The organism is Labrys sp. 22185, from assembly GCF_052045555.1.
Classification (GTDB): domain Bacteria; phylum Pseudomonadota; class Alphaproteobacteria; order Rhizobiales; family Labraceae; genus Labrys; species Labrys neptuniae.
Window position 1 is genome coordinate 33783 of sequence record NZ_JBQEPH010000017.1, and the last position, 12829, is coordinate 46611.

The 12829-nt window shown below is 64.1% G+C and carries 13 protein-coding genes; 2 read left to right on the forward strand and 11 right to left on the reverse strand.

Annotated elements, in window-relative coordinates:
* Nucleotides 1–10 precede the first annotated feature (10 nt).
* From deoC to ACTJKX_RS25910, 8 genes are all read right to left on the reverse strand, one after another.
* On the reverse strand, nt 11–1087 hold the full coding sequence (gene deoC / locus ACTJKX_RS25875; protein WP_394312958.1) for a deoxyribose-phosphate aldolase: 1077 nt from the start codon (nt 1085–1087) through the stop codon (nt 11–13).
* Nucleotides 1080–2078 carry a sugar-binding transcriptional regulator gene (locus ACTJKX_RS25880; protein WP_440726998.1) on the reverse strand — a complete coding sequence of 333 codons (999 nt, stop codon included), beginning with the start codon at nt 2076–2078 and terminating at the stop codon, nt 1080–1082. The genes deoC and ACTJKX_RS25880 overlap by 8 nt, the downstream gene beginning before the upstream one ends.
* Nucleotides 2078–3595 (reverse strand): FGGY-family carbohydrate kinase, encoded by a 1518-nt coding sequence (locus ACTJKX_RS25885; protein WP_440726999.1) that lies wholly within the window; start codon nt 3593–3595, stop codon nt 2078–2080. Before ACTJKX_RS25885 ends, ACTJKX_RS25880 begins: the two co-directional genes overlap by 1 nt.
* 118 nt (nt 3596–3713) lie before the next feature.
* Nucleotides 3714–4730 carry a galactitol-1-phosphate 5-dehydrogenase gene (locus ACTJKX_RS25890; protein ID WP_311940099.1) on the reverse strand — a complete coding sequence of 339 codons (1017 nt, stop codon included), beginning with the start codon at nt 4728–4730 and terminating at the stop codon, nt 3714–3716.
* A gap of 55 nt (nt 4731–4785) precedes the next feature.
* On the reverse strand, nt 4786–5934 hold the full coding sequence (locus ACTJKX_RS25895; protein WP_440727000.1) for a glycerol dehydrogenase: 1149 nt from the start codon (nt 5932–5934) through the stop codon (nt 4786–4788).
* Nucleotides 5935–6074: 140 nt separating this feature from the next.
* Complete coding sequence (locus ACTJKX_RS25900; protein WP_311940095.1) at nt 6075–7064, reverse strand: ABC transporter permease; 990 nt, start codon at nt 7062–7064, stop codon at nt 6075–6077.
* A gap of 4 nt (nt 7065–7068) precedes the next feature.
* Nucleotides 7069–8586: a sugar ABC transporter ATP-binding protein gene (locus tag ACTJKX_RS25905; RefSeq protein ID WP_440727001.1), complete on the reverse strand. Its 1518-nt coding sequence runs from the start codon at nt 8584–8586 to the stop codon at nt 7069–7071.
* Between the two features lie 175 nt (nt 8587–8761).
* Nucleotides 8762–9730 carry a substrate-binding domain-containing protein gene (locus ACTJKX_RS25910; protein ID WP_209432877.1) on the reverse strand — a complete coding sequence of 323 codons (969 nt, stop codon included), beginning with the start codon at nt 9728–9730 and terminating at the stop codon, nt 8762–8764.
* 271 nt (nt 9731–10001) lie between these two features.
* Here ACTJKX_RS25910 and ACTJKX_RS25915 point away from each other — a divergent pair, with 271 nt between their 5' ends.
* Nucleotides 10002–10622: a glucose-6-phosphate isomerase gene (locus tag ACTJKX_RS25915; protein WP_440727002.1), complete on the forward strand. Its 621-nt coding sequence runs from the start codon at nt 10002–10004 to the stop codon at nt 10620–10622.
* A 197-nt stretch (nt 10623–10819) separates the two neighbouring features.
* Here the strand turns inward: ACTJKX_RS25915 and ACTJKX_RS25920 are convergent, their stop codons facing one another.
* The gene (locus ACTJKX_RS25920; RefSeq protein WP_068285379.1) at nt 10820–11305 is read right to left on the reverse strand and encodes a MarR family winged helix-turn-helix transcriptional regulator; all 486 of its coding nucleotides are present in this window, start codon (nt 11303–11305) and stop codon (nt 10820–10822) included.
* A gap of 262 nt (nt 11306–11567) precedes the next feature.
* On the opposite strand from ACTJKX_RS25920, the gene ACTJKX_RS25925 reads away from it, so the two are divergent.
* The gene (locus ACTJKX_RS25925) at nt 11568–11954 is read left to right on the forward strand and encodes a DUF3592 domain-containing protein (protein WP_440727003.1); all 387 of its coding nucleotides are present in this window, start codon (nt 11568–11570) and stop codon (nt 11952–11954) included.
* Here the strand turns inward: ACTJKX_RS25925 and ACTJKX_RS25930 are convergent.
* Together ACTJKX_RS25930 and ACTJKX_RS25935 are read right to left on the reverse strand one after the other, a co-directional pair.
* Nucleotides 11940–12521, reverse strand: a complete 582-nt coding sequence (locus ACTJKX_RS25930) for an NAD(P)H-dependent oxidoreductase (RefSeq protein WP_440727004.1) — start codon at nt 12519–12521, stop codon at nt 11940–11942. The two genes, ACTJKX_RS25925 and ACTJKX_RS25930, sit on opposite strands and share 15 nt — an antisense overlap.
* Nucleotides 12521–12829, reverse strand: coding sequence for a cupin domain-containing protein (locus ACTJKX_RS25935; protein ID WP_311940085.1), 309 nt, complete (start codon nt 12827–12829; stop codon nt 12521–12523). Before ACTJKX_RS25935 ends, ACTJKX_RS25930 begins: the two co-directional genes overlap by 1 nt.

Sequence of the window (12829 nt, forward strand, 5' to 3'; positions counted from 1 at the left end):
GGTCTTGTCCTCAAGCCAAAGCGTGGTGGGTCAGCGCCGAATAGCGCCCGGTCACGAAGTGTTCGAGCTGGCGCTCGATGTCGGCGAGCATCGAAGAGGCTCCGATGCGGAAGAGATTGGGTTCCAGCCAGGGGCGGCCGAGCTCTTCCTTCATCAGGGCCAGCCAGGCGAGGGCGTCCTTGGCGGTCCTCAGGCCGCCCGCCGGCTTGAAGCCGACCGCCTCGCCGGTGAACTCGCCATAATCGCGCAGGGCGCGGAGCATGGTGAGGCTGACGGGCAGGGTGGCGTTGACATCTTCCTTGCCGGTGGAGGTCTTGATGAAGTCGGAACCAGCCATCATCGCGACCATCGAGGCCTTGTAGACGTTGCGCAGGGTCTTGAGGTCGCCGGTGGCGAGAATGGCTTTCAAATGGGCTTCGCCGCAGGCCTCGCGCATGGCGCGGATCTCGTCATAGAGGCCGTTCCAGTCCTGCGTCAGCACCTGGGCGCGGTTGATGACGATGTCGATCTCCTGGGCGCCCTGATCGACGGCATAGCGGATCTCGGCGAGGCGCTGAGGCAGCGGGGTGAGGCCGGCGGGAAAGCCGGTCGCCACCGAGGCGACGGGGATGCCGGAGCCTGCGAGCGCCTTGACGGCGGGGCCGACCATGGTGGGATAGACGCAGACCGCGCCCACCGTGGGCGGGGTGTCGGCGAGGCCGAGAGCGGCCACGATGTCCTCGCGGATGGGGCGGCGCGCCTTCAGCGCGAGGCGATGCACGCGTCCGGGCGTATCGTCGCCAGCCAGTGTGGTGAGGTCGATGCACTGTACCGCCTTCACCAGCCAGGCAGCCTGATATTCCTTCTTCACCGTGCGGCGCCCGCCGAGGGTCGCGGCCCGGCGTTCGGTGGCGCTGAGGTTGACCTCGATCGCGTCGAACCATTCCGGCTTGAGGGCGGTGCCGGGATTGCGGGCATGGGCGCCCTGGCCTGACACGGTGAGGGCGGAGCTGACAGGCACCACGCTGAGGGCAGGGACTGTTTGACCCGAGGAGACCTGGGCGGGCTTTTTGGAGGCAGCCGGCGTGCCTTTTTCGGTCTTATCCATGGTGGCTTTCATCGAGGAGGAAGCGTGCCGTCTCTTCGTCGGTGACGAGCACATTGACATAGCCGGCCCGGAGGCAGGCAAGGGTTACAGGCTGTTTGGACTTGCCGGCAGCGACGCCGATCGAGAATTTGCGTTCCCGGCAATAACGCAGGTCCAGACCGATGGTTCGGGCGTCGATGTCCGCATCGACGATATTGCCATGAGCGTCGATATAGCGGCTGAGAATGTCGCCGACGGCACCCTTGGCCTTCAGAGCGGCGGTCTCCGCCTCGGTGACGAAGCCCGATTGCACCAGGACGGAATCGGAGCTGATCGTGCCCATGCCGAAGCAGATCACCGGGGCCTGGCGGGCAAGCTCCAAGACGCTGGCGATGGTGGGGTCCTGCTCCAGGGCGATGCGGGTGGCGGCATGGCCGAGAATGGCCGGCACCGGCAGCAAGGTCGCCGTGCCATTGGCCGAACGGGCGAAGAGCTCGGCCGTGTTGTTGGTACGCACCGAGGGCGAGCGGATATTCATGGCGCCGTTGAGCAGCACGACTTCCACGCCTTCGTTCCAGAAGGGCGGCAGGCGATGGGCCACCGCGCTCATGGTGCGGCCCCAGGACACGCCGATCAGCGGCACCTTGCCGAGGCCGGCGAGCATGCGTGCGGCGGCCTGCGCCACGGCATCGAGCAGGAGCCCCTCGTCCTCCTCGCCATTGTTGGGGACGACGACGGCCTCCTTCAGGTTCCAGCGCCGCTGGAGCCTCGACTCGATATCGGGCGAGCGCGGCGCCCGCGGCACGATCTCGATGCGCACGATGCCGGCCTCGCGTGCCTCGGTCAGCAGGCGGCTGGCCTGCCAGCGCGTGAGGTTGAGCTCCTTGGCAAGGTCGCCCATGGTCATGTCGAGCTCGTAATAGCGCTTGGCGACCTGGATCATCAGGAGTTCGCGCTGCTCGCCGGACATCGTCCTGAACTGGACGTCTTGGTCGAGATTGCCGACACTCATCAACGCGGTCCCTCAAGCTGTCTTGATGCCAGCCTGCGCGAGAGTGGCGCAAGAAGCTCGGTCGCTTCAAGATAATCCTGCAGCAATTCACCATAGCGGGCATGGGCGGCGAGGTCGGGCTCGACCAGCGTGACCGGCTGGGCCACTGCGTCCGCCGCGGCGAAGAGGTCGTCGAACAGGCCGGCGCCGGTGGCGGCTGAGGCGGCGGTGCCGACGAGGGTGAGATTGGTCTGGCCGAGGAGTTCGACGGGCATGCCCATGGCATCGACCGTGGCCCGCAACCACAGCGGATTCTTGGCATAGCCACCCGAAGAGACGATGCGGTTGCAGGGAATGCCGAGGTCCTGGATGCGGCGGAACACGTTGGCCGAACCCAGCGCCACCGCTTCGACGGCGGAGCGATAGAGATCCGCGCGGGTATGGCTGAGGGCGAGGCCGAGCACCGCGCCGCGCAGCAGGGGATCGCGATAGGGCGTGCGATTGCCCATGAAATAATCGAGCGTCAGCAGGCCGGTGCCGCCGACCGGCAGGGCGCTCGCTTCCTGCACCAGGGCAGCGCGTTGCTGCGGGTCGAGCCCGAACATGTCGCGCGCATACCAGGACATCACCGAGCCGGCCGAAACCTGGCCGGCCTCCACCAGCCAGTAATCGTCGACCAGGGCGTGGGGATAGGGGCCCCAGAAGCCGGTGACCGGGGCTTCGGTTGCGAGCTGGAAGAGATGGACGATCGAGGTTCCCCCGATCAAAAGATGTTCGCCCGGCCGCAGCGTGCCGGCGCCCGCGATGCCGGTATGGGCATCGATGCCGCCCTGGGCGAGGACGGGCCGGTTGACGAGGCCGAGATGCTCGGCCGCAGCGGCGCTGACGGGGGCGATGGGCGCGCCCACTGCCTTGATGTCACCAGGCAATTTGGCAGCGAGGTCGGGAATGCCGAACTCGGCATAGAGCTCATCAGGGAAGCGGCGTTTGACGGAATCGTAATTCCACTTGCAGGTCGCGTTCATGCGCGAGCCGACCCACAGGCCCGTCAGCTTGAAATTGATGTAGTCGAGGCACTCGCAAATGATCTCGGCCCCGGCATAGACCTCTGGCTCGTGGCGCGAGAGCCACATCGCCTTGGGCACCAGCCATTCCGCCGCATCGCTGCCGCCGGCATAGGCCAGCACGGGGTGCTGCGAGCGGGCGGTTCGGGCCGCTTCTTCGGCGGCCCGGCAGTCCATCCACAAGAGGGAGGGCCGGAGCGGTGTCCCGTCCTGCTTGCATGCGACCACGGTCGAGGCCGTGGTAGCGGCGCAGACACCATCGATGAAGGGGGATCCGAGGTCGCGCATCAACCCGCGGCTGGCCTGGCCGAGTGCGTCCCACCAGTCGGTCGGCGATTGTTCCGCCCAACCTGGATTGGGGTGGCGGGTGGGGTACTGGACCTCCCGCTCACCGAGCATCGTGCGGCTGTCGAGGTCGAACACGCCGACCCTGATGCCGCCGGTGCCGAAATCCAGGCCGAGAAGACGTGGCATAAGGCTCTCCTGGGAGCGCGGACATCTTGTCCGCTCTTGGTTCTTTGCCGCGGGCAGTCGCCGCAAACGACAGGCTCTTCAAACAAGGAAGAGCGGACAGGTTGTCCGCGATCCCAGTCTACGGCCTGAACATCACCTTGGAGAAGAACTCGTTCTTGCGCTTGAAGCTCTCGAACATGCCGGGCAGTTCCTCGAGCGTGAGCTCATGGGTGATCATGAACTCCCATTTGAGCTTGCCGGTGGCGAGGGCGTCGAGGGAGACGGTCCATTGCTTGCCGGGGAAGGGGGCGCCGAAGGAGTTCCAGGCCCCGTGCAGCGACACTTCCTGGCGCAGGAAGTGCTGGAAGGTCTGGTTCTCCAGCGCGACCTCGCCGACGGGAATGCCGATGAACACGACATGGCCGCCGGGGCCGGCCAGCTTGGCGGCGAAGTTGATCGAGGACGGGTGGCCGGCGGCCTCGACGATGAGATCGCAATTCAGCCCCGATGGCAGCGGATCGGTGATCAGTTGGGTGTGGGTCGCGCCGGCCTCGCGCGCCTGTTCGAGCTTCTGCTCGGAGACGTCGACGGCGACGACTTCCGTGCAGCCCATCAGCTTCATCCACTGGATGGCGAACAAGCCGATCGGGCCGCAGCCGATGACGCCGCCGCGCTGGCCGACGGTGGGCGGCGCCTTCCAGACGGCATGGAGGGCGATCGAGGCCGGGTCGGTCATGGCGATGGCGCGGGGATCGGCATCGGCCGGAGCCTTGAGCAGATTGCCCACCGGCACCGAGACGAATTCGGTATAGGCGCCGTCGCGCCGGCTGCCGAAATAGTCATAGTTGCGGCAGCGCGAGAAATTGCCGGTCGCGCATTGATCGCAGACCCGGCAGGGGATCAGCGGGGCGACGCCGACGAGCTCGCCCTTCTCGAAACCGGTCACGCCAGCACCGATCTCCGCGATGTGGCCGGAGAATTCATGCCCGCAGATGATCGGCATGCGATGGGCGCCCTTGGTCAGCATGCGGGGCAGGTCCGAGCCGCAGACGCCGACGGCGGCAACCCGTAGCAATACCTCCCCCGTCGCGGCAACCGGCTTCGGAACGTCCTCGAGGCGAATGTCACCCGGCGAATACATGACGGCTGCGCGCATGGTCAAAGTCCTTGAATAGAGGAAAAGGTGTATCGGGTAAGGAGAGGAGGGGCCGTCAGACGGTGCGCCGCTCCGCGCCGAAGAGCGAGGAGGTGAAAGCGTCCAGGGCGATGATGGCGTCGCGGACGATCTCCACCGACAGGGGCACGGCAACCCGCCAGGTGATCGAGCCTTCCTTCAGGGCCGCCTTGGCGACGCGCTCGATGTCTTCAGCGGTGGCTTTGCCGAGCCTGAGGTCGGCAAGGGTGGTGGGCAGGCCCAGCGACTGGCAGAAGCGAGCGGTTTCCTCGATCTCGGCGAGCGGGCGCCCTTCCAGCATCAGCAGGCAGAGCACGCCGAAGGCGACCTTCTCGCCGTGGAAAAAGCCGTGGCTTTCCTCCAGCACCGTCAGGCCGTCATGGATGCCGTGGGCGGCGGAAACCGCGCAATTCTCGAAACCCAGGCCGCTGAGCAGCGTATTGGCCTCGATGATGTTCTCGACGGCCGGCGTCAGCGCGCCCTTCTCGACCGCGAGCTTGGCCGCCAGCGCATCGCGCATCAGCACCTCATGGCAGGCTTTGGCGATCGCGATGCCGGCAAGCGGGGCGGGATAGCCGCCAGCGATGAAGTTGTCGGAGCGCGATTCCAGGTTGGAGCGAGCCTCGAACCAGGTGGAGAGCGCATCGCCGATGCCGGCGACCAGGAAGCGTACCGGCGCCTTGGCGATCAGGGCGCTGTCGACCACCACCACGTCCGGATTGCGCGGCAGCATGAAGGATTCCTTGAACACGCCCTGCGGCGTGTAGGTCACCGCGATGGCGCTGGTCGGCGCATCCGTGGAGGCGATGGTCGGCACGATGGCGATGCGGGCCTGGTTGGCGATCGCGGCCAGCTTGGCGGTGTCGGCCGTCTTGCCGCCGCCGATGCCGACGACGACATCCGCCTTGGCCTCGGCGACCTGGGCCGTCACCCGGTCGATCTCCTCGCGGCAGCATTCGCCGTTGAACTTCTCCATGGTCAGGCCGAGGCCGCTGCCCTCCAGCGAAGCGAGGATCGAGGGGCCGAGTTTCTCGAACACGAAGCCATCGACGAGCAGGAAGGCCTTGCTGCCGAGCGGACGAAGATGATCGGCGAGGCGGTCGATCTCGCCGGCGCGCTGAATGTATTTAAGCGGACCACCGAAGGCCCGGCCCTGTGCGCTGTGCCATCCCTGAGTTGCGGCCATTTGAAGGAATTCCCTGTGTCGCACCGCCTGGCGGCGGTGAATGACCGATATTCACATTTGTGAAATATGATCATATATGTGAAAAACTAGACAAAAAGAGACGCGCTGTCAACGGAGTCGGCAGCGCGTCGGGTCGTGTTCTATCGCTTCAAGGTGCCGGTGGCGTATTGCAGCAGCATCGCCACCACGATGATCAGGCCGGTATAGAGCTGCTGGCTGTAGCCGGGCACGCCCGCGAGGTTCATGATGTTGGCGATGATGCCCATGACGAGCGTGCCCAGCAGCGTGTTGACCACGTCGCCGCGCCCGCCCATCAGGCTGGCGCCGCCGATCACCACCGCCGCGATGACGTTGAGTTCCATGCCGACGCCGACCTGCGCCGAGCCGATGGTGGTGCGGCTGGCGGAAATCACGCCGGCGAGCCCGGCCAGCGCCCCGGAGATCACGTAGACGGAGAGAACGTAGCGCGGCACCGCGATGCCGGAGAGCCGCACGGCCTCCTCGTTGGAGCCGATGGCGGTGATGATGCGGCCGAAGCGCGTGAAGGACAGCACGATGCCGCCGACGATGAAGACCGCGAACATCAGGATGACGGGCTGGGGAATGCCGAGCCAGTAGCCGGCACCGAAATCGGCCAGGGCCTGGCCGCCGTCACCGATCGAGATCGGCCGCCCTTCCGAGATCATGAAGGAGAGCGAGCGGGCGATCGCCATCATGGCCAGAGACATCACGAAGGAGGGCAGGCGCATATAGGCGACGAAGAAGCCGACGGCGAGGCCGCAGGCGGCCCCGCACAGGATCACCAAGGCGATGCTGACACCGACGCCATAGCCGAGCTTGGCGATGAAATAGGCTGTGAGCACACAGCCCAGCGCCAGCACCGAGCCGACCGAGAGGTCGATGCCGCGGGTGAGGATGACGAAAAGCATACCCACCGACATGATGCCTGCGCCGGAAGCGACCTGCCGGAGCACGTTCAGGATGTTGTTCTTGGTCAGGAAGCTGTCGGTCCACACGGAGGCGACGATGACCAGGACCAGGAAGATGCCGAGGGTCGCGAAACGCTGCACCAGGGCGCCGAGATCATAGCCGCGCTTGCCGTCGCCGCGGTTCTCGCTGAGAGCTGTCATTGTCCTATACCGTTCCAGCTTGAATTGGTTTGCCGGGCTGCCCACCCTCGCTCATGGCCAGGGAAAGCAGGTTTTCCTCGCTGTAGCCGTCCGGCCTGAGTTCGCCGCGGATCTCGCCCTCGCGCATCACCAGCACGCGATCGCACAGGCCGAAGAGTTCCTGGTGCTCGGAGGAGATCACCAGCACGGCCTTGCCGGCCTCCGCCAGGCGATTGACCAGCGTGTAGATCTCGGTCTTCGCGCCGACATCGACGCCGCGGGTCGGCTCGTCGAGGATGATGAGATCGCCGTCGGCATGAAACCACTTGGCCAGCACTACCTTCTGCTGGTTGCCGCCCGACAGGCTCGATACGGGCGCGTCGACGCTGGCGGCCTTGAGGCGCAGGCTCTGGCCGAGTTCGCCGACGGTGCGCCGTTCCAGGCCCCGGCGCAGGAAGCCGAGGGCCGTGGTGATCGACGACATCCGCGCCATGGTGGCGTTCACCCTTATGGGTTTGTCGAGGATGACGCCCTGATGCTTGCGGTCCTCGGGGACCAGCCCGACGCCGGCCGCGACGGCATCGCGGGGCGAGCGGAAATGCACCGGCTTGCCCTTGAGCTTGATGGCGCCGCTATCGGGTTTGTCGGCCCCGAAGATCAGGCGGGCGACCTCGGTGCGTCCGGAGCCGACCAGACCACCGAGGCCGACGATTTCACCGGCACGCACCGCCAGGCTGACATTACGGACCTTGCGGCCGGCATGCAGGGCGGAGACGCTGATCACTTCCTCGCCGATCTTGCGCTCCCCCCGCTCGGGGAAGAGGGCGGAGAGCGGCCGGCCGACCATCATGCGGATGATGTCGTCGATGCTCACGTCCTTGGCAGCGACGGTGCCGACGAGCTGGCCGTCCTTCATCACCGTCATGCGGTCGGAAATCCGCATCACCTCTTCGAGGCGATGGGAGATGTAGACGACGCCGACACCATGGGCGCGCAGGTCGGCGATGACCTTGTGCAGGCGTGCGGCGTCCCGGTCCGACAGCACGGCGGTCGGCTCGTCGAAAATGATGATCTTGACCTCGCGCGACAGCGCCTTGGCGATCTCGACCACCTGTTGATGGGCGACGGCGAGATTGCCGACGCGCTCGCCCGGATCGATGTCGAAACCCAGCCGCTTGATCAGTTCGCCGGCGCGTTTCCTCAGCCCAGGCCCGGCGAAGACGCCGGGCAGTTCGCCCAGGAAGATGTTCTCCGCCACCGACAGATCGGGCGCCAGCGCCAGTTCCTGGTGGATCACGGCGATGCCGAGGGCCTTGGCCATGCGCGGATCGCGGAAATCGACATGGCGGCCGGCGATCTTCACCTCGCCGCTGCTGGGCTGGAGCTCGCCGCCCAGCACGCGCATCAGCGTCGACTTGCCGGCCCCGTTTTCGCCGAGCAAGGCATGGACTTCGCCGCTCTGAACGTCGAAGTCGACGCCCTTGAGGGCGTGCACGCCGCCGAAGGATTTGGTGATGGCGGTGAGCCTGGCGAGTTCGGACATCAAGACCTCGCTGGTTTGGATATCGCAGGGCGACTATTGCCTTCTCCCCTTGCGGGAGAAGGTGGCGCGAAGCGCCGGATGAGGGGAGACGCACGACCTTGCCGTGTCTGCGTTTCACCCCTCTGCCGGGACCTTCTCCCGCAAGGGGAGAAGGGGCATGACTCGAAGCGGCCGCTTAGAACACCGCGTCCTTCTTGTAGAACTTGTCGACGTTCTCTTGGGTGATCACCGCGGGCGTGGTGAGCTGGAGCTTGGGCGTGTCGGCGCCGAGCTCGCCCTTGAGGGCCTTCAGGCCGATATCGACAGCGGTACGGGCCACCAGATCGGGATCGTTGAGGCCGGTCGCGCCATATTTGCCTTCCTTGATGAGGGCGAGCGCTTCCTTCTGGCCATCGGCGGCAGCGAGCACCAGCACGTCGTTCTTGCCGGCGGCCTGTAGGGCCTTCATGCCGCCCAGCGCCATCGAGTCGTTCTCGGCCAGCAGCACGGTGACGTCGGGATGGGCCTGCAGCAGGTCCTCGGCGGCCTTGAGGCCGTCTTCGGTCGCCCAGTTGCCCCAGCCCTGGCCGAGCACTTCGAAGCTGGCCTTGCCGTCATTGACGAGCTGGCCTTCGACGAGGCCGCGGAAGACGCCAAGGCGGCGGTCACGGCCGACTTCATTGCCCTGCGAGCCTGAGAGCAGGATGATCTTCACAGGCTTGCCCTGCATCTTCTTGGCCAGCCACTGGCCGACCAGGAAGCCGTTCTGGTCGTTGGAGGAGCGCACCTGGGTGACGATGTTGGCCTTGGTGTTGATGGAGGAATCCATCACCACCACCTTCACGCCGGCCGCGCTGGCGGCATTGGCGGCGCCGACGAGGCCTTCGGGATCGCGCGGGTTGAGAATCAGGAGGTTGACGCCCTTGGCGACCATGTCCTCGACGTCGGAAATCTGCTTGCCCATGTCGTTCTGGCCGTCGGAGGTGGTAACCTCGCAACCCGCCTTCTTGCCCTGGTCGATGGCGGCGGCCTGCTGGGCGGCGAAATAAGGGGCGCTCAGCGTGTACATCGCCACGCCGATCTTGCAGTCGGCGGCGCTCGCCATGCCCATCGTGCCGGCCAGCAATGCTGCGGCCAGGCTGCCGCCCAAAAGCGTCTTCTTCATTGGCTCTCTCCTCCACGTCGTCTGTCAGGGCATTTTTTCGGGCCCAGTTCTGTAGCATAAGTACATTTTTTGATAGGGGTCAAGCGAGTGAAATTTTAAAAAATTGAAACAAAATCACATTCGTGAAATATTGCAACGCAATATTGCGGAAATTAGCTTGAAATAGGTTAAAATAATGCATCTGGGGTTGTCGGGGCACTGATAAAAATGTAGTGATGCTACAAAAGGCGAGCTTCCTAGATTGCCGCAGTCGAAAGAAAGGTAGGTTGATATGTCCATGCGCGAGCCGGGCCTGTGCGTCGTCGATGTCGAGAAGGGGGAATTGCGGGGGGCGACCAACCGCTACACCAAGACGATGGCCGACCTTGCCGGTCTCTATGAAGACGAAGCGGCCTACCAGGCGGTCCTGGCCGAACTCGGCGACAAGGTCGTCTATGAGGTGACGGATTACAAACCCTCGGCGGATGCCGGGGACATGATCATCGGGGTCACCCGCATGATTCCCGGCAAGGTGGGGCGGGAATATTTCCTCACGCGCGGCCACATCCACGCCAATCCCAATCGTCCGGAAATGTATTACGGCGAGAGCGGGCATGGCATCATGCTGCTGGAATCGCCGGCCGGAGAGATCCGCACCATCGAGATCGGGCCGCGCAGCCTATGCTATGTGCCGCCCTACTGGATCCATCGCTCGGTCAATGTCGGAACCACCGATCTCGTCATGACCTTCGCCTATCCCGCCGATTCAGGGCAGGACTACGACATCATCGCCAAGGCCGGCGGCATGCGCAGCCGTATCGTCGACGACGGCAAGGGCGGCTGGACGGCCGTCGACAATGACGGTTACCAATTCCGAGGCAAGGAGTTAGTCGAGGCCATCATGGCGCGGTGAGGGAGGTTCCAAACCTTCTCCCCTTGCGGGAGAAGGTGCCCCGAAGGGGCGGATGAGGGGTTTCTCGACCTAACTGATTTCGGTGTCATGGCCACCACTGCGGAGACGAGCCGGATGGGTCACGAGACCCCTCATCCGGCGCTTCGCGCCACCTTCTCCCGCAAGGGGAGAAGGCTTGTCGCGCCACAAACTTCCCTTCACGCCTCGTCGGCATCGCCCTCGTCGTCGTCATCGGCGTCGATCTCGCCACCGAGAGCGTGCTTGAAGCCCTTCTCGACCCGCTTGAGCAGCTTGCGCAGGCGCTTGCGGTCCTTGTTGTCGAGATGGCTGGTGGCTTCCGCCTCGATGTCGAGCGCCAGGGCTGCGATGGCGGCGGCCTTTTCCTTGCCGTCCGCGCTCAGGCCCACGCGCACGACGCGCCCGTCGCCGTCCGTCGCCTTGCGCTCGATCAGGCCGGCGGCCGACAGGCGTGCGATCGTCTTGGAGGCCGTAGGCGGCCTGACGCGCAGGATGTCCGCCAATTCGCTCATCGAGAGGGCTTCCCGCCCGGCAAGGGCTTCGAGCACCTGTTCCTGGCCGGGAAACAGGCCGAGCCCTTCGAGGAGCTTGGCGGTGCGGGCCCGATGCAGCCGGGCCACGTGGATCAACTGATAACCAAGTGTCTTGGAGGCCGGATGTCGCATGGCAATGATCCGCCGGCTGATGATTTGCTGTAGCCGGCTTCAGATACAGTTTCTTACAGAAAATGTCGAGGATTTCGTAGGCCTTAGTTCAAATGACGCTGTGCGGCCGGATTTGCTGGGCAACGGGGCGCCGCGGATTCAGGTGGTGGGGCGACCTTTCAATATCTGGCCGGCTTGAGCGATCCGACATCTGCAACTATAGTTCAGAACATGCTCAGACCTTCGTTCCCCTAATCGAGGGGGGGAGCATCGGGATGTAACCATGGACGGACTCATTCTGTTTGCGGCGCTTGGTCTGGCCTTACTGGCCATGTGGGTTGCGAATTTTTACATTGTATTCCGCACAATTGATTGGAAGGTCACTTCATCAACCGTGCGTGAGGCCAATATAATTGGAGATGCTGATGGTCCAATTTATAAATATCTTTTTGAATATGAAGTAAACAATGTTATTTTTAAAGAAAACACTAAATTTGGTACTTGTAGTAATTCTTATAAAGTTGGCGATTGGGTAAATATTCTTTACAATCCCAACAACCCACACGATATTGCATTGGTCGAGCGTAGTGGAAGAATGTATTATTTATTCAGTAAATTTGCGGTATTCATTAAGCAGAGAAAATTAGCGAAGAATTCAAAACCTGCTTAGCGTCTTCTCCACCTTGGCCAGGAAGGTGGCGCGCGAGCTGTCGGTCGACAGATTCATCGAGTAATGAGCGAGGTAGTGAAAGCGCGCGAAGGGTTTCACCACTGCCCGCAGCAAGCGCGTGACCACGCGGCGCGGCGGGTCGCTCATCAGCAAGGCTTTTAGGTGCGATCCGCCATAGGTGGTGATGGCAACCACCTTGGTGATGTTGTGCAAATTGCCCTGGACCTTGCCGTCGACCAGGGTGAAGGACACGCCCGGCAGGAAGACCCGGTCGAAGAAACCTTTGAGGATCGCCGGAAAGCCATAGTTCCAGATCGGCGTGACGATCACCAGCGCCTGCGCCCGCTGCAGGCGTTCGACGTAAGCCGCCACGCCGTCACGGTTTCGCCCCAGGTCGTGATAGGCGCGCCGTTCGGCGGCCGTCAGCACGGGCTGGAAGCCCTCGGCATAGAGGTCGCAATCGTCGACCTCGTGGCCGGCCTTGCGCAAGGTCTCCACGACGCAGGCATGCAGTGCCGCGCCGAAGGATTCCTCGCAAGGGTGGGAGAAGAGGACGAGGACCCGCATCAGCCCTTCATCTCGACCTCGACGAAGGCCATGTGGGACTGGCCGCCATTGAAGACATTGTGCTCGACGCCGGCCGGGCGCGAATAGGAGATGCCGGCTGCGAGCGGCACCAGCTTCTCGCCCTGCGCGTCGACGATGCGTAGCGTGCCGTCGACCAGCGGCACCACGGCATAGGGATATTCATGCCGATGCCAGCCGGTTTCCTGGCCGGGTTGGAAATCGTAGCGAGTGATGCGCACCCGATCGTCGTCGACCTGCAGCGTTCCTGTCGCCAGATTGGTGTTGTCGCTGTTGTGTGCTCCACACAT